This is a genomic window from Deltaproteobacteria bacterium GWC2_55_46 (assembly GCA_001595385.3).
Classification (GTDB): Bacteria; Desulfobacterota; GWC2-55-46; order GWC2-55-46; family GWC2-55-46; genus UBA5799.
On record LVEI03000001.1, the window covers coordinates 2,569,161 to 2,590,723 of the forward strand.

The 21,563-nt window shown below is 52.7% G+C and carries 24 protein-coding genes and 1 pseudogene; 11 read left to right on the plus strand and 14 right to left on the minus strand.

Going from position 1 to position 21,563, the window contains the following annotated elements:
- Positions 1 to 2: 2 nt before the first annotated feature.
- The 10 genes from A2V21_312185 to A2V21_312230 all read left to right on the plus strand — a co-directional run bounded on the left by A2V21_312185 (position 3) and on the right by A2V21_312230 (position 8,342).
- Positions 3 to 476: a hypothetical protein gene (locus A2V21_312185; protein ID OIJ74958.1), complete on the plus strand. Its 474-nt coding sequence runs from the start codon at positions 3 to 5 to the stop codon at positions 474 to 476.
- Positions 466 to 978, plus strand: a complete 513-nt coding sequence (locus A2V21_312190) for a hypothetical protein (protein ID OIJ74959.1) — start codon at positions 466 to 468, stop codon at positions 976 to 978. The genes A2V21_312185 and A2V21_312190 overlap by 11 nt, the downstream gene beginning before the upstream one ends.
- Before the next feature lie 18 nt (positions 979 to 996).
- Entirely contained in the window at positions 997 to 1,467 is a 471-nt protein-coding gene (locus tag A2V21_312195; GenBank protein OIJ74960.1) for a hypothetical protein, read from the plus strand.
- Between the two features lie 195 nt (positions 1,468 to 1,662).
- Positions 1,663 to 2,370 carry an ABC transporter gene (locus tag A2V21_312200; GenBank protein OIJ74961.1) on the plus strand — a complete coding sequence of 236 codons (708 nt, stop codon included), beginning with the start codon at positions 1,663 to 1,665 and terminating at the stop codon, positions 2,368 to 2,370.
- On the plus strand, positions 2,363 to 3,601 hold the full coding sequence (locus A2V21_312205; GenBank protein OIJ74962.1) for an ABC transporter substrate-binding protein: 1,239 nt from the start codon (positions 2,363 to 2,365) through the stop codon (positions 3,599 to 3,601). Before A2V21_312200 ends, A2V21_312205 begins: the two co-directional genes overlap by 8 nt.
- 7 nt (positions 3,602 to 3,608) lie before the next feature.
- Positions 3,609 to 4,340 carry an outer membrane lipoprotein-sorting protein gene (locus A2V21_312210; GenBank protein OIJ74963.1) on the plus strand — a complete coding sequence of 244 codons (732 nt, stop codon included), beginning with the start codon at positions 3,609 to 3,611 and terminating at the stop codon, positions 4,338 to 4,340.
- A 5-nt stretch (positions 4,341 to 4,345) separates the two neighbouring features.
- Positions 4,346 to 5,308 (plus strand): hypothetical protein, encoded by a 963-nt coding sequence (locus tag A2V21_312215; GenBank protein ID OIJ74964.1) that lies wholly within the window; start codon positions 4,346 to 4,348, stop codon positions 5,306 to 5,308.
- Positions 5,298 to 6,011: a hypothetical protein gene (locus A2V21_312220; GenBank protein OIJ74965.1), complete on the plus strand. Its 714-nt coding sequence runs from the start codon at positions 5,298 to 5,300 to the stop codon at positions 6,009 to 6,011. The genes A2V21_312215 and A2V21_312220 overlap by 11 nt, the downstream gene beginning before the upstream one ends.
- Positions 5,984 to 7,303 carry a hypothetical protein gene (locus tag A2V21_312225; GenBank protein ID OIJ74966.1) on the plus strand — a complete coding sequence of 440 codons (1,320 nt, stop codon included), beginning with the start codon at positions 5,984 to 5,986 and terminating at the stop codon, positions 7,301 to 7,303. Before A2V21_312220 ends, A2V21_312225 begins: the two co-directional genes overlap by 28 nt.
- 535 nt (positions 7,304 to 7,838) lie before the next feature.
- A complete protein-coding gene (locus tag A2V21_312230; protein ID OIJ74967.1) occupies positions 7,839 to 8,342 on the plus strand; it encodes a hypothetical protein in 504 nt (167 codons plus the stop codon).
- Between the two features lie 87 nt (positions 8,343 to 8,429).
- Here the strand turns inward: A2V21_312230 and A2V21_312235 are convergent, their stop codons facing one another.
- The 12 genes and pseudogenes from A2V21_312235 to A2V21_312290 form a co-directional block, all read right to left on the minus strand.
- Positions 8,430 to 8,990: a hypothetical protein gene (locus tag A2V21_312235; protein ID OIJ75179.1), complete on the minus strand. Its 561-nt coding sequence runs from the start codon at positions 8,988 to 8,990 to the stop codon at positions 8,430 to 8,432.
- Between the two features lie 73 nt (positions 8,991 to 9,063).
- On the minus strand, positions 9,064 to 9,270 hold the full coding sequence (locus A2V21_312240; GenBank protein ID OIJ74968.1) for a hypothetical protein: 207 nt from the start codon (positions 9,268 to 9,270) through the stop codon (positions 9,064 to 9,066).
- A gap of 247 nt (positions 9,271 to 9,517) precedes the next feature.
- The gene (locus A2V21_312245) at positions 9,518 to 10,900 is read right to left on the minus strand and encodes a hypothetical protein (protein ID OIJ75180.1); all 1,383 of its coding nucleotides are present in this window, start codon (positions 10,898 to 10,900) and stop codon (positions 9,518 to 9,520) included.
- 251 nt (positions 10,901 to 11,151) lie between these two features.
- Entirely contained in the window at positions 11,152 to 11,871 is a 720-nt protein-coding gene (locus A2V21_312250) for an ABC transporter (protein OIJ74969.1), read from the minus strand.
- Positions 11,871 to 13,004 carry an ABC transporter permease gene (locus A2V21_312255; protein ID OIJ74970.1) on the minus strand — a complete coding sequence of 378 codons (1,134 nt, stop codon included), beginning with the start codon at positions 13,002 to 13,004 and terminating at the stop codon, positions 11,871 to 11,873. The genes A2V21_312250 and A2V21_312255 overlap by 1 nt, the downstream gene beginning before the upstream one ends.
- Positions 13,001 to 14,167 (minus strand): hypothetical protein, encoded by a 1,167-nt coding sequence (locus A2V21_312260; GenBank protein ID OIJ74971.1) that lies wholly within the window; start codon positions 14,165 to 14,167, stop codon positions 13,001 to 13,003. The genes A2V21_312255 and A2V21_312260 overlap by 4 nt, the downstream gene beginning before the upstream one ends.
- A 136-nt stretch (positions 14,168 to 14,303) precedes the next feature.
- Positions 14,304 to 14,780: a hypothetical protein gene (locus A2V21_312265; protein OIJ74972.1), complete on the minus strand. Its 477-nt coding sequence runs from the start codon at positions 14,778 to 14,780 to the stop codon at positions 14,304 to 14,306.
- A gap of 607 nt (positions 14,781 to 15,387) precedes the next feature.
- Positions 15,388 to 15,654, minus strand: a pseudogene (locus tag A2V21_312270) (transposase).
- A 133-nt stretch (positions 15,655 to 15,787) separates the two neighbouring features.
- The gene (locus A2V21_312275) at positions 15,788 to 16,264 is read right to left on the minus strand and encodes a hypothetical protein (protein OIJ74973.1); all 477 of its coding nucleotides are present in this window, start codon (positions 16,262 to 16,264) and stop codon (positions 15,788 to 15,790) included.
- Positions 16,265 to 16,511: 247 nt separating this feature from the next.
- Entirely contained in the window at positions 16,512 to 16,859 is a 348-nt protein-coding gene (locus A2V21_312280; GenBank protein ID OIJ74974.1) for a hypothetical protein, read from the minus strand.
- A gap of 123 nt (positions 16,860 to 16,982) precedes the next feature.
- The gene (locus tag A2V21_312285) at positions 16,983 to 17,237 is read right to left on the minus strand and encodes a hypothetical protein (GenBank protein OIJ74975.1); all 255 of its coding nucleotides are present in this window, start codon (positions 17,235 to 17,237) and stop codon (positions 16,983 to 16,985) included.
- Positions 17,230 to 18,201, minus strand: coding sequence for a hypothetical protein (locus A2V21_312290; GenBank protein ID OIJ74976.1), 972 nt, complete (start codon positions 18,199 to 18,201; stop codon positions 17,230 to 17,232). Before A2V21_312290 ends, A2V21_312285 begins: the two co-directional genes overlap by 8 nt.
- A gap of 593 nt (positions 18,202 to 18,794) precedes the next feature.
- On the opposite strand from A2V21_312290, the gene A2V21_312295 reads away from it, so the two are divergent.
- On the plus strand, positions 18,795 to 19,178 hold the full coding sequence (locus tag A2V21_312295; protein OIJ74977.1) for a hypothetical protein: 384 nt from the start codon (positions 18,795 to 18,797) through the stop codon (positions 19,176 to 19,178).
- Positions 19,179 to 19,451: 273 nt separating this feature from the next.
- Here the strand turns inward: A2V21_312295 and A2V21_312300 are convergent, their stop codons facing one another.
- Both A2V21_312300 and A2V21_312305 read right to left on the minus strand, forming a co-directional pair.
- Positions 19,452 to 20,321 carry a hypothetical protein gene (locus A2V21_312300; protein ID OIJ74978.1) on the minus strand — a complete coding sequence of 290 codons (870 nt, stop codon included), beginning with the start codon at positions 20,319 to 20,321 and terminating at the stop codon, positions 19,452 to 19,454.
- The gene (locus tag A2V21_312305; GenBank protein OIJ74979.1) at positions 20,318 to 21,154 is read right to left on the minus strand and encodes a hypothetical protein; all 837 of its coding nucleotides are present in this window, start codon (positions 21,152 to 21,154) and stop codon (positions 20,318 to 20,320) included. The genes A2V21_312300 and A2V21_312305 overlap by 4 nt, the downstream gene beginning before the upstream one ends.
- Positions 21,155 to 21,563: the final 409 nt, after the last annotated feature.

Sequence of the window (21,563 nt, forward strand, 5' to 3'; positions counted from 1 at the left end):
ATATGTATTGCACTGAAGCAACAAGACTTCTTTCAGAATACCTTGACGGAGAAATATCTCCTAACGAGAGGGAATCGCTTGAGAGTCATTTGAATGAATGCGCGAGCTGCTCAATCGAGTATCAAGCGCTTTTGAAAATCCATGAGTCCTTTAAGACAAGAAGATTCCATGCGCCCTCCGATCTGGACATGCGCATAATCAAAAGCCTGCCTGAGAGAAAAGCGGTCGGAGAAGAAGAGGGTCTCTGGTCGATTCACCCTGTATTTACAAGGTTTGCCGGGGCATTTACTTTGATAGTGTTGATAGCGGCCGGGGCGATATCAGGCAGCTTTCTCTCTAAAAGCCTTATAACCAACGCGAACTCATTGGAAAACGGCTTCGCGACCGCCTCCCTTTCTCTCGAGGTTTTTGAGCCGGCGCCACGCGACTCCGCAATCGGCGCGGACCTTTTGATGGAGGGCTCAAATGAAAAGTAAACTCCTTAAATTTATATTCATCGCTTCCCTGGCCTTGAATGTCTCGGTTCTTGCCGCCGCCGGATACGTTTACTACAGGCATTCCTCCGGCTACTGGGTGACTCCTTTCGGGGACGTCGTAAAAAAAGACCACTTTCTCTTTGAGGAGCTTTCCCTTAGGCCGGAGCAGGCGTCCATGATGAAAGAGAGAGCGACCGCATTCCGCGCGGAGATAGACGGGAGAAGGAAGGAAATACTGGAGAGGAGAAAGGAATTGTTCGCTCTCCTTCGCGAGGAAAACGCCGATCCCGCAAGGATCGAAGCCGCGATCTTCGACATAAGCGGAATGCAGAAAGAGATGCAAAGACGGGTGGCGGCCCATATTCTTGAAGTGAAGGCGTTGCTTGACAAAGACCAGCGGCATGGTTTTTTAAATCTGCTTGAAAGGTCAATGAAAAAAGGCGGGCATCCAGGGTGCTCATCCGATGAGCAAAATTATCATAGACAACATTTTGAGCAGTAATCTGAAAGGGGAAACTCAATGAAAAGAGCGATATTAACCGCGGCCATAATCGGTCTTCTTGCGGCAACTTCGTCATTTGCTTTGGATCATTCACAGATGCACGAGATGATGATGAAAGAGGGCGGGCCCAAAGAGGATACCAGGACCGAGTTAAAGATACCCGAGCCCACGAAGGTGATGCATAAAGGGATAATGCGGAGCCACCTGGACGCCGTAAGCGATATTGCCGCGGCCCTGGCGGCAAATGAGAGGGAAAAGGCCGCTAAAATCGCGAAGGACAGCCTTGGCTGGAACGAGTCGCAGGAAAAAATGTGCTCCGTTTTCGGCGAGTCAGCAGGGAAGGAGTTTCTGGACTATGGCAAGGCTATGCACACAAAGGCCGATGAGCTTGCGGAGGCTGCCAGGGCAGGAAACAGAGACAAGGCATTTGCAGACCTTTCCAGGCTGATTAAAAACTGTAATGCCTGCCATGAAAGGTACAGGCACTGAGGAATCATAAATACACGGCAGGCCGAAAAAGCCTGTTTGTATTCAGCATCTCAGGGTTGCTGTCGGAGTATGCAAAGCAGTGTTTTTTTTACGAAAGATTAAAATTGAGATATATTTAGACTGTCAAATCCAATTATTAATGGCAGGCGTGACCTTCAAGGTAAGTGAATACATAACGCTTCCAAGGGAAAAAATATGTCTTTGATAGTGGCTGAAAATATACATAAGGACTACCAGGTCGGTGAGATAAGGGTCGAGGCGTTGAAGGGGGTCAGCTTCGAGATAGAGCCTTCTTCCTTTGTTTCCTTCGTTGGTCCTTCGGGTAGCGGGAAGACGACCCTGTTGAACCTTATCGGTTGCCTGGACAAGCCTACGGGCGGCAAGTTGAAGGTCTCGGATACGGATGTCTTAAGTCTCGATCGGAAACAGAGCGCATTTTTTAGAGGATCTAATATCGGATTCATCTTTCAGGATTTCAATCTCATACCCGTCCTTACGGTTTACGAAAATATCGAATATCCGCTTCTAATGGTGCAAAACATCCCCGCCGGAGAGAGAAAAAAACGGGTTACGGCCCTTTTGGACGCAGTTGGAATGTCCGAGCAGAGGGATAAGTATCCCGATCAGATCTCGGGAGGACAAAAGCAGAGGGTGGCTGTCGCGAGGGCCCTTGTCACAAACCCGAAGCTTGTCCTTGCCGACGAGCCTACCGCCAATCTGGACCACAAAACAGCCTACATGGTCATTGCGCTCATGAAAAAGATGAGGGATGAGCTCAGGACCACGTTCATCTTTTCCACCCACGACCAAAAGATAGTGGGAGAAGCTGAGATATTGTATTCACTGGAGGACGGAGAACTGAAGGGGAAGGACGTTAAAAAGGGTGGTGCACGGAATGCGTAATCTCTTCAAGATAGCCGTAAGGAACCTCCTGAGGTATAAAAGAAGGACGATGCTGACGGCCTCGCTGATAACCGTCGGAGTTGTTTTCGTCCTCGTATTTATTTCCGTATCAGGGTCGTTTAAAAACATGATGATAGGGCAGATAACCGATTCGATGCTCGGCCACATGCAGGTTCACAGGAAAGGCTATGTGGCATCCATAGAAAACCTGCCGCTGACCATGAATTTAATGCCTGAAGAGTTTGAAAGGCTGGAGGCTGTGCTCGATAGCCAGCCCGAAATCGAGGCCTACTCTCCAAGAATAAGGTTCGGAGGCGGGTTCAGCAATTTCGCCGAGACGACAAACATAAGGCTCAACGCGGTATTCCCGGAAAAGGAATTCAGGACGGTCCCTCTGCTTTCCTCAAGAATCGTAAATGGTGAGAAAAATATTAAACAGGGTGAGATCATTGTTCCTGAACTCCTGGCGAAGGGGATGAATGTAAATATCGGAGATATGGTAGTTGTAGTTACGACCAATAAGGACGGCTCTGTAAACGGAAAACAGTTTAAGATCGGAGGAATCCTTCAGAGCGCCACAGGGCCCGGCGGCAGGGACGGCTACATACATATCGAGGATGCCCGTGAACTTCTCAGGATGGATGAAATGGAGATAAGCGAGGTAGCTGTCAGGCTTAAAGACTTCGGCAGGTTGAACAAGTTCAGTGAAAAGCTGAGCGCCGTGCTTTCGAAAGACCTGAATTCTCAGGGTAAGCCAGTATTCGAGGTGCATACATGGGAAACGCTCTCGCCCTTCTATAATATAGCTAGGATGATAGATTTAATGACGTTTTTTATCAAGCTGATGCTCATAGCCATTGTCCTGATAAGTATAATGAACGTCATGATAATGGCCGTATATGAAAGGATACGGGAGATAGGGACCATAGCCGCCATAGGCACGCTCCCGGGCAAGATACTTTCCATGTTCGTGATAGAAGGTTTCTGCCTCGGTGTCGCGGGCGCCGTTATCGGGAATATTGTGGGGGTTTCGATCGTCCTTATCCTCAATCTGCTGGAAATCACCTTTGATTTCGGTCAGCAAACGGGGCTGCTCCTTGTCGCTGAAATAACCCCATACGATCTTCTGTTCATATCCGTAACAGTAATAGTCGTCTCAGTCATAGCGAGCCTTCAGCCTGCGTTCAAGGCGTCACGGATGGAGCCGATAGACGCGCTCCGCCACGTATAGGAGACTTATGCACAGATTTATTTTGGCTTTTCTTATCGTCCTGTTTTACGCTTTCGAAGCCTTCGCGGTGGATGGTGCGGTCTTATTAGAGCAGATCGACAGGAACCTGAACCCCGAGTCCTACGAGTCGTACCGGAAGCTCATCAACATAGAACCTGACGGTCGGAGGAAGGAATATACGCTCTTTACCATGAAAAAGGGCCTCGACAAAACCGCCTTCGTCTTCCTTGCCCCTGCGAGCGAAAAGGGCAGGAGCGCCCTGCGGCTGGGGGACAATATGTGGCTTTATATCCCGAACGTGGGCAAACCCATCAGGACGACCAGCCTGCAGTCCGTAGTGGGAGGCGTTTTCAATAACTCCGACATACTTCAGCTCGATTACAATGTGGAATACACGGTGGAGAAGGTGGAGGAGGAAGATGGCAATTACCTTCTCCATCTCAAGGCAAAGACCAGAACGGTAGCCTATGACAGGCTCAAGATGTGGGTTGACAAGGAAAAGAAGGTGCCGACCAGGATTGATTGCCTGACGGAAGCCTCGATGCTCATCAAGACACTGTACTTTAAAGACATAAAGGACTTCGGAGCGGGAATAGTAAGGCCCGCGGTCATTGAGACTGAAAGCCCTTTGTACAAGGGATACAAATCGGCAATGGTATTGGCGCGGATAAAGAAACGGGATTTTAAAGACGAGGTCTTCACCCTTACGTTCATGCCCAGGCTTGAGACCTTGAGATAGTTTGAATGGATACAGTAGCGGTAAGCGGGCTCAAAAAGAGCTATGACGGATTTACGGCTGTTGACGGCGTCAGCTTCTCCATTGGGAGAGGGGAAATTTTCGGCCTTCTCGGCCCGAATGGCGCCGGGAAGACAACGACCATAAAAATGCTTTCAGGACTGTCCAGGTCGTCTTCGGGTGATGTTAAGATAATGGGCCGCGACGTGGTCAGGAAAACTCTCGAAGTCAAAAGGCTCATCGGCGTGGTCCCTGAAACATCAAACCTCTATCCCGAGCTCACCAGCCTTGAGAACCTTGTTTTCGCCGGGAGGCTCTATGGAATGAAAACCGCTGAAGCCAGGGCAAAGGCAGAGGAGCTGCTCAGGGTTTTCGGCCTCGAAGAGAAAAGAAATGCCCCCTTCGGGAGCCTGTCAGGCGGGATGAAAAGGCGGCTCACGGTGGCGGCATCGCTGATCCACGAGCCGCCGGTATTATTTCTTGATGAGCCTACGACGGGGCTTGATGTAATGAGCGCAAGGGGCTTGAGAGAGATAATACAATCCCTGAAGGGCAGAGGAACTACGATACTCCTTACTACGCACTATATAGATGAGGCGGACAGGCTGTGTGACCGGGTTGGCATTATCGTCAAAGGTAAAATAATAGCCATTGACACTCCTGACGGGTTGAAGAAGTCTATCGCGGCAAAAAAGGCCGTCGATATCAAGATCGTTGCACCCGGCCCTGAAGTGGAGGATAGATTAAGGCTTCTTGCAGGCAACGCGTATGAGGTTGAGAGAAGAGAACGTTTTTACAGATTTCATGTCGGTAACATAAACTCCTTTCTGGCGGAGTTTTCAGCCCTTGCGCGGGACAACGGCCTTGAGATAGAGTCTATCGATACAGTCACCCCATCTCTGGAAGACGCTTTCGTGGAGATAACTGGTTTGCACAGGGAAGTTATGGTCGAAGAGAAGCATGCGCATTGAGACCGTAAACGCCACAAGGGCCGCCTATTATATCGCTCTCAAGGATATGAAGGCCTATTACTTCAAGCCTCCGAATATAAGCTGGGGAATACTTTTCCCCCTCGCGTTCCTCTTGGCCTTTTATGTCAGAAATCCCGGGGACTTTTCTGGAATGCTGCCGGGTTTCCTTGCGTTAAGTCTCCTGTTCGCCACAACCTCGATGGAGGCGATAACCATCACTTTTGAGAGGATGACAGGCGCGCTGGAGCGGTTGATGCTCTATCCGGTCTCTACCCTGACCGTCATATCCGGAAAGATAGCAGGCGGGGCGTTTTTCGGGCTTTTCCTTTTTTTCGAAGTAAAGGTAAGCAGCCCCGTACTGTTCTTTGTGTCGGTAATTATTTCTTCTATCGCGTTCGCGGCCCTCGGCGCGTTCGTTTCCGTTTCGGTAAGGCAGGTCTTCGAGGCCCAGACGCTGGCAAACCTTTTCAGATTTCCTATGATATTTCTAAGCGGCGTTTTCATCCCGGTCCACGACCTGCCGTCCTCGGTCAGGCCAGTTGCCTATTTAATGCCACTTACTTACAGCATTGACAGCGTCAGGGCCTCGCTGGGTTATCAGCCGGAGGTTCTATCCCCGGCGGCAAGCCTTGCGGTTCTTTTGTTTTTCATTTTTATACTCCTCGGGTCGTCCGTATGGATACTCAAGCGCAGGATGTCATGAAATTTATCCTTTCCATTACTTTATGGCTCAGCGTTTTTTTGTCCCCCGCAATTTCTTTCTCCGAAGAGTATACCTTCGAGATACCTGAGATAGAGAAAAAACCGTACAGCATAGGAGGCTTTATCGAGGCGAGGCCGGCGCTTTTCGGTCTGGACAAGGCCGCGTCCCTTTATAAATTGAGGTTCTACGGACGCGACGAAGGGGCCACTACTTATGAGTACAACGCGAGGCTCCAATTGGACTTCTCAGCCGGGCGCGGACCCGTAAGCCTCTTTGCGAGGACGAATACAGATTATAAAAAATCCTATCTTGGCGAATCGCAGGGGACTATTTTCTACGAAGCATACCTTTCGCTTCAGCCCGCATCCGGTCTCTCTATTGAAATTGGAAAGAAGGCGCTCAGGTGGGGCAAGGGTTACGCATGGAACCCGGTAGCCTTTGTGGACAGGCCCAAAGACCCTGATGACCCGGAACTCAACCTGGAGGGTTTTACAGCCGCTTCCGTTGAGTATATAAAGAGCTTTACCGGTCCCCTCAAGACAGCTTCGGTGACCGCTGTCCTTGTACCTGTCTACAGCGGAGTGAACGATGGTTTCGGGGATGAAGGTTTGAATTTCGCCGGCAAACTCTATCTCCTACTCTATGACACCGACATAGACCTGATTGTACTTGCCGGGGACAGCAAGGCAACGAGTTACGGGTTCGATTTCGCCACAAATATAAGCACGAACTTCGAGGTGCATGGAGAGCTTGCCATTATAAACGATTTCAGAAGTGCCGTGCTGGATCGCAGCGGCAACACCTCCGAGTCCAGGCATGATTCGTTGAGCTACCTTCTTGGCATCAGATACCTGACCGAGCGGGAGACGACATACATCATCGAATACTACCACAACGGGACCGGATTCACCGCTGCCGAGATGAGGGATTATTTTTCCTTCATAGATGACGGATACGAGACTTTTCTATCAACCGGAAACGACAGTCTTTTAAGAAAAGCCTTTTCGGTCACTGATAAAAATTACGGCAGGATAAATCCCATGAGAGATTACCTGTATGTCCGGGTCAGCCAGAAGGACCCCTTTGACAGACTCTACTGGACCCCTGCGATTACATCCATTGTAAACCTGAGCGACATGAGCTATTCGATATCTCCGGAGGTAATGTACGCTGGAGTTACAGACCTTGAGCTCAGGCTAAAGGCTTCTTTCATATCAGGCGGCCGCCTGAGCGAATACGGGGAGAAGCAAAACGACTACAGGGTCGAGTTCAGGGCGAGATATTATTTTTAGCTATCTAACTCAGGGGGCTCAAGAGATCATTATCATCGTCAACCTGCGGGGCAAGGCAAAGTGCGGCATAAAAAATCCCGCGCGGGAAAGAAGTGAGTTGAGAGTGAAAACGGTAACTTATTAATTCAAAAAGGAAAATCTTGGTGCCGGAGGCGGGGGTCGAACCCTCACGGGATTGCTGGGGGGACATCGACACACATGGTTTTGCCATCCTTGATCAAAATTCGCGCCATGTTTCCTGAAATCAAATCTTTTCTGATGGACCATGACACCATGCTGGCCCATCGACCACAGTGGGGCAGGAGCAAAAGCGTGATTTGTCTGGATTGAACAGCACGGAGGCTGCATTGTATGACGACCTGCATTAGGACCGATTGGGTACTCAGCTGCGACTTGAGCAGGAGAGAATCGGGTTTGCATGGGTTAAAACGGCCCTGAAAAAATTATAGACAGACCTCAGCAGGCAAATGAAGTGTAAAAGCCACTACGGATTTTCAAAATTGCATTCTCTTGCAAAGCGTTCAGGCTTTTTTGTATGTATAGTTTACGATATTCCAGACTCAACGCCAATATCGCTGAAACCTCCAAAGACCTCGGGGAGGATATGGGCAAGTGGCTGAGGCAAAATGGGCAAAGTGTAGGATATTCTGAAGGCGGTATAGGTGGCAGTGTGCACGGTGGGGTAGGTTTGAGCATACTCGGGAACGGTGGAGGAATCAAAGGAAGCGCTGATGGCAAAATAGGGAGAAGATCGGTCGAAGATGAATCGATCAATCTCCTTACTTCAGGATACGATAAGCTTATACGTCAGTCTGTGTCGGAAGCCAGAGACAAGGGACTTAACAGGGAAGAAACGGAAAAATACGTAGCTGGCAAAATAGGGGATTTTACGCAAGGTCTCTATGATCAGGCGAGAAACGCGAAGTCTCTCGATTACGGGGCGAGTGCACCGGTAGGCGCGGCTAAACGTATACTCGACAAGGTAGATAAAAAATTTCATTCGATAGATGTGGAAGAAATTCAGAAGAAACCGGATTAGAGTCGGCCAGATCCTCCTCATCTCACTCTTTCGGAATTTGCACGGAAAGGAGCGAAACAAAACCGAATCCGGGATATGTGTGGGAGATTAATGTGTTTCGATTTTATAAACTATCTCATTCAGAGTTGCTCCTGACATGCTCTCGCGAACTCTTTCTTGAAGAACAACCCCTCCTAGCGATTCTGCAATCTTTCGGCTTGGGATATTGTTTTGGTCAACCGGGTAGATGAAATATGAAAAAACAAGATTGTCCTTTGCCCATTTTGTCATATATCGTATGGCTTCTCTACCTAACTTTTTTCCATGGGCGCTCTTTTTGATCCATATTCCAAGCTCAGGGGTTTGGGTGTTTTTATTTCCGTGAAGGGCACATATACCTATAAATTCTCCGTTGTCAATTTTTGTGATTGCAAAAACCATTTCAGACCCAGCTGCCATATTTTTTCTGCATGTCTCGATAAATTCGTGGGTCTGTGCAATATCGCTAAGGGGTTTTGGTATCATATAACGCGTTATGTCTTCAGTAAATTCATGGAATATGTCTTTAGCATGTTCTATAGAAATAGGCGATAAAATTACCCTATCCCCTTCAATTATCGTTGTGAGAAAGTCTAACGATGCAATACATTTTGCTTTAAGTGATCTCATATCTGGATTGTAAACAGCCAATAGGATAGCCATTCGACTGCCATTCATTGCTTTTTAGATGCCCTTTGACTTTTTAAAAATTGTCTTTACGATGACCGATTCCGCCTGGCAAATCCATATCTTTCCCAACGTCTCTTCCAAAACCGATCCCGATTTGATGATGCTCTGCCGCTTCACCGGTATCTACACTCCTTCTTTTTTTATTTACTATAATAAGGATGGCCATAAATACAAACCAAAGTCCCACAATTATAAGACCGGCTATCATATCCTCCGACATGTTCCTTTCCCCCTTTCTTTGCCACCAATCAATATGCCGCGCTTTTGGTAAGGCTCCAGCTCATACATATGTATTATAATAGGCCGGTGTTAACACCTTTTCAAGCATTTTGGCCAAGCCTTTGTAAACCTCCCTTTTTTAGTGCCGCGTAATAATGGGGTTTTCCATGGGTTATTTTGACGCCAGGTACTCGGTAGGCGTCAGGTTTTCAAGCGACTCATGGGGCCGCTCTTTATAGTGGATCAGGCTACCGGGCTGACCGCCACACTGACGCTTCCCAGCCACCGCCCAGGGCCTTGTAGACCTCAACCAGGCTCACGAGCTGGGTACGCTGGGTGCGGGTCAGGTCGAGCTCGGCCGCGAAGCGCTGCCGCTGCGCGTCAAGCACCTCCAGATAGGTCGCGAGCCCGTTGGTGTAACGAATCTCGGCGAGCCCGACGGCACGCCCGAGCGCCGCGACGAGGGTCTCTTGTTCGGCGCGGACCTCACGGGCCCTGCGGTACGCCACTAGCGCGTCCTCCACCTCCCGGAACGCTTGCTGGATCGTCTGCTCGTACCGGATCAGCGCTTGCTCGCGCCGGGCTTCTGTGGCCGAGAGGCGCGCCCGGTTCCGCCCCGCGTTAAAGATCGGCAGGGTGATGCGCGGCCCGAGCTGCCAGATGCGCGCGGATCCCGTGAAGAGATTGGCGAGATCCGCGCTCTCCACGCCGAACACGCCGGTGAGCGTGATTTGGGGGAAGAAGGCGGCCTTCGCCTCCCCGATTCGCGCATTCGCCGCGACGAGCGCCTGCTCCGCCTGCCGGAGGTCGGGCCGCCGCTCGAGGAGCGAGGAAGGGAGCCCCGCCGGAATCGACGGAGGAAGCGTCTGCTCGGTCAGCATCCGCTCGCGGGCCACGGGGCCGGGATTCCGGCCGAGAAGGGTGCTCAGCCGGTTCTCCGCCTGTGCGATGCGCCGGTTGAGATCGGGCAGTACGGCCGCGGCAGCCGCGACTTCGCCCTCCGCCCGGCGGAGGTCCAGTTCGGGGGTCAACCCCTCGCGGTGTCCCAGTTCGATAATCCGTAGCGACTCGCGCCGAGAGGCGAGCGTGCGGGCCGCGATCAGGTGTTCCCGGTCCAGCGCGAGGAGCTCGAAGTAGGTCTGAGCGACATCGCTGATGAGCGTGGTGAGGACGGTCCGGCGCGCCTCCTCGCCGGCGAGGAGCTCGGCCCGAGCGGCTTCCGTCGCGCGGCGCAGGCGGCCCCAGAAGTCGAGCTCGAAGGCCAGATCGCCACGGGTCGTCCAGAAGTCAGACTCCGGATCCACGCCAGCCGGGACTGGGACCGGCCCCACTTCGGAGATGCGTCGCCGCTCAAAGCCTCCGCCCGCGTCCACCGTCGGGAACTGGGCCGAGCGCGCTACCCCGAGCTGGGCACGGGTTTCGCTCACGCGGGCGACCGCGAGCCGGAGGTCCTTGTTCTCCGCGAGGGCAGCGCGGAGGAGCGAGCGCAGAGACTCGTCCTGGAACAGATCCCACCAGTCGAGGTCGGCGAGCGACCCGGCGTCATCGGCGGGCGTGCGCCATGTCTCCGGGAGGGGCACGGCAGGCCGCTCGTAGTCGGGACCCAGGGCGCAGCCGACCAGCGCGACCATCGTCAGGAGCGAAGCAAGCACTCGGTGGATCACGGTCGGACCTCCTCAGCCTGAAAACCCAGGTGCAGGGCGGCGAGGAACAGGCCGACCAGAACAGTCAGGGTAAGGGCAACACCGCTCACATAGGCCATTGGTCCCCTCATTCTTGTCCAGAACAGATCATGATGTTGAGCCATTCAATCTTCGCGTCCCGGATCAAGCGCTCCGGCGCTTGATATAGTAAGTGATATTGGCTCCTGACCTTCCACACGCTATGCCCTCGCCGAATCCCCATCGTCTACCAGTTGTCCGTCTCGCAATCGCAAAATCCGGTCGAGGTGGCCGATGATCTTTTCATCGTGGGTTACGGCGATGATCGCCGCGTGCTGCTCGACCGCGAGCTGGCGAAGAAGCTCCATCACGATTCCGGCCCTTTCGGAGTCGAGTGCCGCAGTCGGCTCGTCGGCGAGAATAATCCGCGGCCGATTGGCCAATGCCCGAGCGATCGCCACACGCTGCGCCTCGCCGCCGGAGAGGTGGGCTGGCATGGCGTGTTTGCGATGGCCGACTTGCAGGTACTCAAGCAGATCGACCGCGCGCCGCTTTGCCTCGCCCTTCGGACAGCCCGCCAAGTGAAGGACCAACGCGACATTGTCGGTGCTGTCAAGGAACGGCAGCAAGTTGTGGAACTGGAAGATGAAGCCAATCTTCTCCAGTCTCAGCCGGCGTAAGTCAGGGCGCTGCCATTGGCTATCATAGACGACCTCTCGGTCGAGCCTCATCCATCCCTCCGATGGCTCTACGATGCAGCCGATCACATTGAGTAGCGTGCTCTTGCCGGAACCACTCGGTCCCAGCAGCCCGACCACCTCACCGGCTCCCACGCTGAGCGTCACGTCGCGCAGGGCATCGACGCGCGCCTCGCCTTCGCCGTAATGCTTGGAGACGCCGCGCAACTCGACCAGCGGGTCAGTGAAGGTCGCCGTCTCCATCAGCCGACCAACGCGCGGGCCGGATCGACCCGCACCGCCGCGCGAACAGCCAGAACGGTCGCCAGCAGGCAGACGACGACCACCACGCCGAACAGTATGCCGAGGTCGGGCGGCTCCAGGACGACACGCCGCGGGAACCGGTCCTTCGCCGCCGAGACAAGGGCGGCGCCCGCAATGAACCCGACCACACCCATCAGTAGGGCCTGCTGAAGGATCATGCCGATGATGGTGCGGTCCGGCATGCCGATGAGCTTCAACGTGGCGATCTCGCGCAGCTTATCCATGGTCAGCGTGTAGATGATCAGAGCGATGATCACGGCCGAGACGACGGTCAGGACGCCCATGAACAGGCCGAGTTGGTGACGCGCGTGTTCGATGACGACGGTGGCCAGAATCGCCTCCTGTTCACCCCCGCTGAGCACGGACAGGTGCTTCCAGCGACGAACATCGACCTCCACCGCCTCGACCGGGATGTTGGGCGAGACGCGCGCCACAACGGCGTTGACGATATTCGTGTTCGTTCGCTGGGCACCGCGCGCGGTCTCCCGCCGGGCTTCCGCCGGTGTGAGATCGAACTGCAGGTCCTGGGCGTCGCGCAGCGTCATGTAGATCACGGGATCCGCAGAAGCCGTGACGCTCCCCTGGGTGAGTCCGACGACAGTGTAGACGTCTCGACCGAGCTCCAGCCTGTCCCCGAGCGTAAGGCCGGTCTTGCGATCGGCGATCAACTCGTAATGACTGCGGGTGATGTTCCGCCCAGCGGCCAGGTTTACGGGTCCGCCGGGTCGCCCCGGCTCAAAGCCGACGACCTCCAACTTCAGACGCCGGCCGTCGCGCTCGATCTGCACGGGTTGGAGGGTAACCGAGCCGGCCGTAACGATGCCGTCGATGCGCGCGATCATCTCGCGCGTGTCTCCGGGGATCCGGGACGACTCGGCGAACGGCCCGTGGGTGTCGGCCTGAACCACCCAGAGGTCCGCTTGGATCGACCTGGGCAGAGCCAACGCGTCTGCCAACATTCCGCGGTAGATCCCGGCCATCGTCATCACCACGCCAAGCAGCAGACTCAGGCCCAGACAGGTCATGACAAAGCGCACTGGCTTGTGGCGAATATCGCGGAAGGCGAGGTTCATGGCCGCTCTCCTGGGCGGTTCACAGTGACCGCCCGCCCGGTCCTCAGCCCCGCGTGGGGCCGGACGATGATCTCGGCGCCCGGGGGTAGCCCATCGACGATCTCAAGGCGATCGTCCAGCGTGCGTTGGCCGAACTTGACGGCGCGCTGGGCAAGGTGGCCGTCTTCAACCGTCCAGACGACACCGTTTCGTCCCTCCATGCCGGATACAGCGATCTGCGGCACAAGACGCGCCTCGGCGAGTGCGCTGACCGTGATCACGACCTCGGCCTGCTCGCCGAGATGGAACTCGGCGGGACATTCGTCGCACCGGACATAGACCCGGCGCTCCTCGTTGACCCGGTCGCTCTCAATATCGATCCGCGCGACCCGTCCCGAGAACCGGCGGTCGGCCAGGGAGCGGAGTGTCACCTCGGCGCGCTGACCAACGCTTATCCGTCCCGCCTTCGCCTCATCGATATAGGCGAGCACCCAGACGGTCTTTGGGTCAACCAAGGCGAAGAGCTGCTCGCCCGGGGCCAGCATCGACCCCAATTCGCGATTGCGCGAGATCACGATGGCATCGTACGGCGCATAGAGCGCGTACTTCGCCAGGCGCGTTTCCTCGAACGCGGCCTGAGCCTTTGCCTGTTCTAGGTTGGCGCGTGCCACCTCCACGGCGCTTTGAGCCTGTGCCAAATCGGCGCGCGCCATGTCGTGTGCCGCTTGCGCATCCTGCGAGGCTTCGATCGACACACCGCCCCCTTCGACTAGCTCCCGGCGCCGCTTATTGGCCTGTGCCTTCTGCGTCAAGTTCGCTTGCGCGCGCTCGATCGTCGCGGTGGCTTGGCGGATCGCTGATTCGGCTTGCGCGACCACGGCCTTCGCCTGCGCGACGCGGGCCTTCTGCTCACGGCTGTCGAGGCGTGCCAGCAACGTCCCGCGGGCGATCCGATCGCCGTAATCCGCGTGCAGTTCGATGAGTGTGCCGGCCACCTCGAAGCCCACCCGCGACACGACCCGCGCTTCGACCGTCCCTAAGCCAAAGACCTGAATTGACACATCCCGTTCCGTCTCAACGACCTGTACGCTGACCGGCTGGAACAGAAATAGCCATGCGCCGCCCGCCAGACCTGCGGTGACTAGGACCAAGACGGCCAATTGTACGAAGCGGTAACGTGTCATCGGTGCTCCCAGCTTGTTGAAATCTTAAGCGGCGCTCTTCTGTGGTACGCTCCCTCGAGGCAACCAGTCAATTCGGCCGCCGCCATGAGCCGAAGCGCGCCATTACGTATAAGAAACGGCAGGACTTGCGACTGCGTCATGGCTCTCCTGCTTTCCGGCGTTTCCGCTTCACACCCACTGTTGTTTGTCTGATAGGCACGTTATGCAGGTCATCAAAGAGGTGCACAAACTCCCCAGGCGCGGCTTGGCGCAGTCGTCCTTTCCATCGAACAAACACCCGCCTCAACTCGGTGCGCAGAGTCGACAGTTCGTCAATCTCCTGATCCAGGTCAACGAGTTTCTGCTGGAGGAAATCCAGGACTGTGCGACATGGGGGACTTCCCGCGCGGTAACTTCGAAAGATTTCGGCCAGCTCATGAAGCGTAAAACCTGCGCGCTTAGCCGTGGGCACCCACTTGAGGTACTGGACATCTCGTGCAGTCCAGAGGCGGTATCCGGCGGGAGAGCGCTCTGCCTTCGGCACGATTCCGATTCGCTCGTAGTAGCGGATACTGTCGGGTCCAACGCCGACGATCCGAGCAAGTTGGCTGACGGTTAATTTCTGAGGCGACATGCTTGACCTCCTTATATATTAAAATTATACACCTTGGAACCGTATCTAATGTCAAGATAATATTGAGCCGACGACGGTTTGAGAGAGAGATAGCCTTCGTACATGGTCGTCTTCCATGCGTTGCCCAGGTAGGAGTTTTGGTAATCCCTGTCCTTTTGTTGCCATAACTAGATGAAAACGCGAGTGTGGCCAAATCGAAACAACAATAAAAAAGTAGCTGTCAGGAATATCTAAGCGATATTGTTCAGTAACGCTGGGCTCAGTGATCATGTTGTCAGACTGGGTGGGGGCTCAGGGCTGCGGTTCGGCAGACGCTTCTTGCCTTTACGCCTCATGTTCAGCTTAAGGGCGCAATATACTCGGTACACGCGCCTATGGTTCCATCTGTTGCCTTGCCTACGGAGGATCGGAAACAATTTGCCAAATCCGTAACGGGGGTACTTAGTGACCAGTTTCTGCAGGGCCGCTATAACTGTCTCGTCCCTTGTCGCGTCAGGCTCGTAATTGTAGACCGTACGGCTTATACCGAATGCCCTGCAGGCCAAACGGATGCTCACCCCGTGCGCTTGCCTCGTGAAGTCTACCAGGTCACGCCTCTCCGTCGGCCTTAGAGCTTTTTTTCGATAGCGTCCTTCATTACGCGGTTCTCAAGGCTCAGATCGGCGTACATCTGCTTGAGCCGACTATTCTCCTCAAGAACCTCCTTCATTCAGCGAATGTCAGAAACTTCCATTCCGCCGTACTTCGACTTCCAGTTGTAGTAGTTGTTCTCGCTAACTCCGTGCTCGCGGCAGACGTCCTTGACGGTACGTCCTCCTCCCACCTGCTTCAGCACCGCCACAATCTGCGACTCGGTAAATCTCGACTTCCTCATGCCGAAGTCCTCCTTTCGCATACATATGGTATGCCGGAAAACTCCATTTTTCAACGGTACTATTATAAGGGAGGGTTACACCTTAATGAGGGCCTCAAACTGAGCGATAGCAGAGCGGCTTTTAGCATAATAATTAGAGCCGCTCCGGGCAATCAGCGTTAAATTCGCACACCCGGCATTTCCTTGTGGTTGGAGTCCCCTTTGGAGCCATACTCCTCTCAAGATGTTCCTGCATCGTCTGATAGACGCGCATAAGGGAGTCCCTAAGCTGAGTGGTGTTCTTCACCAGGAATCTCTGGTTGGGATAATGTATCTCGGCCTTGCCAGCTCCAACGGCGTTCATCTCTGCGGCGGCCTGCAGTATATCCCCCTGGAACGGCCTATGCCTCGCTGTGTAGCTCTTAACCTCGATGACCTTGCCCTTTAAAACCACATCAGGCTTGGCGACCATCCCTGTAGCCAGATCAACATATTTTTTACCTTTGCCCTTGAGGTCTGAATCCTTAACCCAGCCGGATATGCCGACATGAGAACGCCTTTTCAAAAGAATGATCCAAGACCCCAGTATTATAGTAAAAACAGCCAGTAAAATAAAACCAAGAGCAAACATATAGAGCCCCCTGTTTTAAGGAAGAACACCAGATACGTCTGAGCTTTGATAACCGAATCAACCGCTTCCCCTTTTGTCCGGTGGTAATCAAGGCCTCTCTTGATAGCCTTATTGAATTTAGGTTTTCTGCCGGTCGTCTTATAGATGTACCACTGGCGAGGGCAAAAAGACCATTGCTTAAGGTCCGTAGCGCTGATCTTGAGATTGGTCTTATTCATATTCCAGCCCATTGTTCTCTTTACCACGGTCACTTTTTCCTACGCACCCGTTCCACTTTTAAGGCCTTAATAAAACGCTCTCCGGCGAGCATCATAAGCCTTTCAAGCTCCCTGCAGTTGCTGACGGCTTTTTCCACGACCACTGCCATATCCTCGGGTACGTAAATAGATGTGTTTCTGTCCTTCGTGCCGATATGAAGCGTATGAACCGGGTGTCCTTTACCGCTTGCGCAGGCATTGCAGTTTGAGCGCACGCAGGTGTTCTTTCTGAGCCCGAATGACCCCTTTGCAACAGGCCAGAGTTTCTGTACCTCGTTCATGAACCAATGCATCACCTGATCCGGTGTTTCTATTTTCATATAAACATTATCATACATATACAAAGTGGCCTGTCAAGGCTATTTTGCGAACCGATGGACTAACTGCTCATGGGCTTAATGGATTGAATCACGGCAGGGGAGTGGAGACAGGGTAATCTCGGGTATTTTTTTGAGGGAGGGTCAGAAATCAAGGTCTTCCAGCTTGGATATTTTACTCCTGAGTTTCAGATCCTCCTCGGTCGGCTGCCGTTTGGCGGTAAAGGCATTATTATCGAAGCCCTTTATATAGCTGTAGATAGCCAACCGTATGAATCCGCATTTCTTTTTCTTTGACATCAGGACAGGTATTATTTCAGCGTCTATGGGATTCAAGCTTGAAAAAGTTATCTTGACGGTCAGCTTTTTAGGAGTCTTTCCGCCGTCCGTTTCAGTCATGCCTTCTCAAACTCCCTGCGAATTTGACGTAGCCTCTGACATTGGCTATCTGGCTTTCAGGAACAAAGGCCGTGTGCTTGTAAAAATCAAGGTAACTTTTTAGAGCCTCTGCGCCGCCGCCGGTAATTAGAATTCGGTCTATTCCGGCGCCGTCTTTCCAGAGGACTCTCGCTGTAGATTCTATCTCCCTGGCAAAGCTGTCGAGCCGCGGCCTGACTAAATCAGCCACTTCCTTCTTCTCCCCATATACTTTGACATAGCCGTCCATCAAGACCTTTTCGACCTCGTAGACCTCTTTTTTTACGCCGTAACCGCTGTAGATATCCCGTGCGATATCCTGATAGACCGAGGACATTCCTCCTTCGCTGGTGTCAAGTAGATTCCTGACCAGATCGAGGTCCTCCACGGTCACATAGTCTGTGGTGTAAAAGCCGATATCGATAATGCCGATACGGCCGCTTATGAGCTCCTTGTCTCTCACAACCCCGTTATCGTCCAGGAAGAAATCGAAGTAACTGCCGAGAGGCTGGAGAGTGACCTTGACGGAGAGTTCCGGGTGGACCATTTTTTTTATGAGATCGACAAGCTTGACTCTGCATGAACGGTAGTGGGTCACCGGCAGACCAGTTGCGACTACGATATTCTCGGGCGCATGCGTGTTTGAGTAGACGCCCGCGAGCCTAAGAGAGTGATAAAGCAGGCAGCGGTATGTGGAGGTCTCCATCCAGTCCTTTTCGCGCGCCAGATAGACCCTGTCCGCGTATTTAACCGCGCTTTCTCCAATCAGGTATCTCCGGTTATCGAGAAAAACCGTCTCATGCTCGAAAGCAGGGTTTTTCAACCCTGAGACCTTTAGCGCCGCTTCATCGCAAGGCCCAATAACTGATGGGAATATATGGATGCCGTTATCTGAAAACACCTTGCAAAAACCGAAGCCTAAGTCTATCCCGATGATCTTTTTCATACCCCTCCTTTTCGATTCGCTATTATAACATTTATCTTCAGTAATTCTTCCGCCCCCAGCGCATCGATTTATAAATGTATTACTTCGAAAGGGGCAATATTTTGCCCCTTTCATTCAAAAAAAGTGAGACTAGCTTCGAAATGGGCAAAATTTTGCCCCTGAGTCGGAATTCCACATGAAAATCAGAAGTTCCACTCGTAAAAAATACCTTAGTGCCGCATCCAGTTATCAAAACGATAAGGGATTGGAGGGGAACTTTGGATTCAAGCCCCTCTCTAATATTTCAGTTTCGCTGACTGTCTGGGAGGGTTTTTAAAATTATTCGAGGTAATACATACTTGGAGATCAAATCTCCATCAAGAGTTGCATATGGCAACTCTAACGTTTCAGTAGGCCTGGCCGAAACCGCTTTTTTGAAAGATTATTCTCAAAAAGTGGTAGTGCGACCAAAAGCTCGCTGAAACATATTTGCAAGGACATAACATATAAAGATTTATATGTTGACCGTATAAAAATTTGCAGGAACAGCATGAAAACTGATTTACAGTCTCCTTTCAGCGCGTTCTTTCTAATCATCTTTCATGGAGGACGATATGGAAAACGAGAAAGTTACGGAACTGGTTCGAAGTGTGACGGAGTTTGACGAGTCCTTGCGGCGGGCGTTTGTGGAAGGCCTTTTTAAAGCGTTTGGAGAAAAAGAGCGGTCCAGCTTGGTTCAATGGGTTTGTCATTGCGCCTATCCGAAGACCAAATGGATCAAGGTGGAGAGATGGATGGAAGGGCAGTTCAGGCGGGACATGAATAAGACTCCCAGTAGGGTAGCCTCCACAGCCGTCAATTATTTCAGGATCAACTCAAAGATGATGCCGTTTCTCATAAAGATGGCGCAGAGGATTAAAATGAGGATAAGAACAAGGCGGCGCAGGCATCCGGAGGAATTCGTAGATTTGAAGTTCAAAGGGCAGGAGGAGGCATAACCAGCGCCCCCTTCGGTGGTTTGGTGCGTTTGGTGCTTTTTGGCGGTTCATACGATTTGGCGGCTCAGTGGATTTGTCGGTAGTCATGGTTTTTTTTGCCAAGTATGTTCTGAAAAAGCCGCCCGGGCGATTGAGGGCAGATGAGACGCAAATATAAAGAAAGGCTTTCAGCGTAGGCTGTGATTGGATTATTATGAATCGGGTATACTGTAGAATGGATAGTAACCGGCTTAGCCCGGAGTCTGTTGAAGCAGACACATGCATCAGGATGTCTTAATAAGTGACGAGTTCAGCAATCTGAGGGCGGAGTTCTTCAATCACGGTTTTGAAAGGGGCCAGCCCTGGAACCAACGGACCAAGCCACTGGTCCCAAGTCTTCTCTACATACGCGAGCATTGTTGCCTGAAAGAAGTCCTCAGAGCTCTTGAAGGCAACGCTCCGCACGGCGCATTTCTCCATGAGGAAAGGTGCAAAGCCGGAGAAATCCATTTGGTCCTTGTAAGAACCCAAGATGCGCCAGAGGTCATAATAATCGCGCGCGCGAGAACGGCTCCATCCACGTTCGTCAAGTTTCTCGATATGTTGAAGTATCGCGCGTAGTTTCTCAGCTACAATCTCTTCCAGCGCGTATACTCGGACCTGCGTATCAAACGGCTCACCGTACTCATGGATGACCTTCCGCTCCTGCACGGGCTTGAGCACTTTCTCGTCCACCGCAGTCTCTATTATTACACGCGTGTGAGGTTGTTTTTGCCATGGAAAACGGGCTCGGATCGTGAAGGCTTCCTGACCTCCCGGATGCGGATCCTTCTCGGTGTACCGTTCACACACGATCTCGACGGGGGCATACTCGTCCAGCATCTTCGCCGCGACCTCGCAGGCCTTTTGTACGGCATCTTTCATCGCGTCACCTGTGGGCACGTCTCCCACGCCGGAGAAGTCCAGGTCTTCAGAGAAGCGATAATCCCCGAAGTAGCACTTTTTGAGAGCTGTTCCACCCTTGAACACGAGTGTTTCTCGGAGCGAACCTACCTGGCTTATGCCGGCGAGAATCCATGAAAGGAGATAATCCCTTTCGAGAACCTCCCAGGGGGTGCCGAGCCGTTTCCGTACCTCTTGCAAGCGGGTATGAAGCGGTTTCATGCCTTGACCTTTCCTGGCAGGTTCTCTTGGATCATCCACCTCTTGTTGTATGGGCCCTTGCGAGGTCCCGTCGGGTCGAGCTTCCGGTATCCCTTGATTGGGACATGCAGGAGAGGCTTAAGATGGCCTGGTTCAATGCCCTGCATTTCTAGCACCCACCCCAAACGCTTAGCAGTAGCGGCATCTAGCTTCAGGGCGTATTCAATAACCCGTTCGAGGTTCAAATCGGTGCCCCGCACTTCGAACGCATGTAAAACTTCTGCGAAGTCACCACAGTACTGTGGCATGGACAACCCGTCAAGCAACGTGCGTTCGGGGTCGGTGATAGCAACGCGGGCCTCTCCGATCCAGATGCTCTCGATCCCGAAGAAGCGTTCCGGCTTTGCTTGGATAAATTGGTAGACCGTGTCGCCGACCGGATATCCCTTTTTAACTTCTATTGCCTTTTCGCCTCTGGAACGGGGTATCGAAGCCTCCGTAGTGGTAAGTATAAAAACCCGGCGCGACACCAGCTCTGTAAGTCCATGATAGTGCAATGCCGACCAGTGGCTGATAGCGGCAGGGTCGACTAAGGCCATGGCTATCTCGAACTCGTGGGCAGGCGTTGCGCCTGGAACCGAGGACGAGAGAGCATAGAGTCCCTTGTGTAGGCGGACCAGCCAACCCGACCTCGTCAGGTAATGAAGCGCCTGGCGGAGGTAGCCCTCCGTCAGCCCTACAGCGGGTGCGAGTTCACGGGCTCTCTGCGTAGTGAATATGCGGTCGCCTTCGGCGGACAGCTTTCTGATCAGTTCGATCCCGAGCCTCGTATGAATTAGCTTCTTTTCAGACATTGTTCGTCTTTCTCTAACAAATGCCATATTAAGTCTATGATGTTGCTGGTTGGTTTTGTAGAAATGATACTGCAATTGTTCGTTACTGTCAAACGATATCATAACTAAATCTACTACTTAGAAAATGTAGTTTACATGGGGATTGCATTATCTGCCTCTTGCTGCTCCCCCGCATGCACTTCGCAATGCGTTGTTTTGTGAGCATTGCGTTTTTTTAAGTCTCATCTTTTTCTCAGTTAAAAAGTAATACAAGTTAGAGACCCTGGAAAATATTTCGGCTGAAAGAGGAGGTCTAACTTGAACGACATAACTGTCAAAAATCAGAGCCCTGTAGCCTTATTTGATGAAGGGCTGACCTGTTTTAAAAAAGGTGAGAATCGTAAGGCCCTGGAATATTTTCAGATGGCGC

Bases quoted from the DNA above. Each gene is read 5' to 3' on its own strand.
- A2V21_312185 (OIJ74958.1), top strand. From the start codon at position 3: ATGTATTGCACTGAAGCAACAAGACTTCTTTCAGAATACCTTGACGGA.
- A2V21_312190 (OIJ74959.1), top strand. From the start codon at position 466: ATGAAAAGTAAACTCCTTAAATTTATATTCATCGCTTCCCTGGCCTTG.
- A2V21_312195 (OIJ74960.1), top strand. From the start codon at position 997: ATGAAAAGAGCGATATTAACCGCGGCCATAATCGGTCTTCTTGCGGCA.
- A2V21_312200 (OIJ74961.1), top strand. From the start codon at position 1,663: ATGTCTTTGATAGTGGCTGAAAATATACATAAGGACTACCAGGTCGGT.
- A2V21_312205 (OIJ74962.1), top strand. From the start codon at position 2,363: ATGCGTAATCTCTTCAAGATAGCCGTAAGGAACCTCCTGAGGTATAAA.
- A2V21_312210 (OIJ74963.1), top strand. From the start codon at position 3,609: ATGCACAGATTTATTTTGGCTTTTCTTATCGTCCTGTTTTACGCTTTC.
- A2V21_312215 (OIJ74964.1), top strand. From the start codon at position 4,346: ATGGATACAGTAGCGGTAAGCGGGCTCAAAAAGAGCTATGACGGATTT.
- A2V21_312220 (OIJ74965.1), top strand. From the start codon at position 5,298: ATGCGCATTGAGACCGTAAACGCCACAAGGGCCGCCTATTATATCGCT.
- A2V21_312225 (OIJ74966.1), top strand. From the start codon at position 5,984: ATGGATACTCAAGCGCAGGATGTCATGAAATTTATCCTTTCCATTACT.
- A2V21_312230 (OIJ74967.1), top strand. From the start codon at position 7,839: ATGTATAGTTTACGATATTCCAGACTCAACGCCAATATCGCTGAAACC.
- A2V21_312235 (OIJ75179.1), bottom strand. From the start codon at position 8,990: ATGAGATCACTTAAAGCAAAATGTATTGCATCGTTAGACTTTCTCACA.
- A2V21_312240 (OIJ74968.1), bottom strand. From the start codon at position 9,270: ATGTCGGAGGATATGATAGCCGGTCTTATAATTGTGGGACTTTGGTTT.
- A2V21_312245 (OIJ75180.1), bottom strand. From the start codon at position 10,900: ATGGTCGCGCTGGTCGGCTGCGCCCTGGGTCCCGACTACGAGCGGCCT.
- A2V21_312250 (OIJ74969.1), bottom strand. From the start codon at position 11,871: ATGGAGACGGCGACCTTCACTGACCCGCTGGTCGAGTTGCGCGGCGTC.
- A2V21_312255 (OIJ74970.1), bottom strand. From the start codon at position 13,004: ATGAACCTCGCCTTCCGCGATATTCGCCACAAGCCAGTGCGCTTTGTC.
- A2V21_312260 (OIJ74971.1), bottom strand. From the start codon at position 14,167: ATGACACGTTACCGCTTCGTACAATTGGCCGTCTTGGTCCTAGTCACC.
- A2V21_312265 (OIJ74972.1), bottom strand. From the start codon at position 14,780: ATGTCGCCTCAGAAATTAACCGTCAGCCAACTTGCTCGGATCGTCGGC.
- A2V21_312275 (OIJ74973.1), bottom strand. From the start codon at position 16,264: ATGTTTGCTCTTGGTTTTATTTTACTGGCTGTTTTTACTATAATACTG.
- A2V21_312280 (OIJ74974.1), bottom strand. From the start codon at position 16,859: ATGTATGATAATGTTTATATGAAAATAGAAACACCGGATCAGGTGATG.
- A2V21_312285 (OIJ74975.1), bottom strand. From the start codon at position 17,237: ATGACTGAAACGGACGGCGGAAAGACTCCTAAAAAGCTGACCGTCAAG.
- A2V21_312290 (OIJ74976.1), bottom strand. From the start codon at position 18,201: ATGAAAAAGATCATCGGGATAGACTTAGGCTTCGGTTTTTGCAAGGTG.
- A2V21_312295 (OIJ74977.1), top strand. From the start codon at position 18,795: ATGGAAAACGAGAAAGTTACGGAACTGGTTCGAAGTGTGACGGAGTTT.
- A2V21_312300 (OIJ74978.1), bottom strand. From the start codon at position 20,321: ATGAAACCGCTTCATACCCGCTTGCAAGAGGTACGGAAACGGCTCGGC.
- A2V21_312305 (OIJ74979.1), bottom strand. From the start codon at position 21,154: ATGTCTGAAAAGAAGCTAATTCATACGAGGCTCGGGATCGAACTGATC.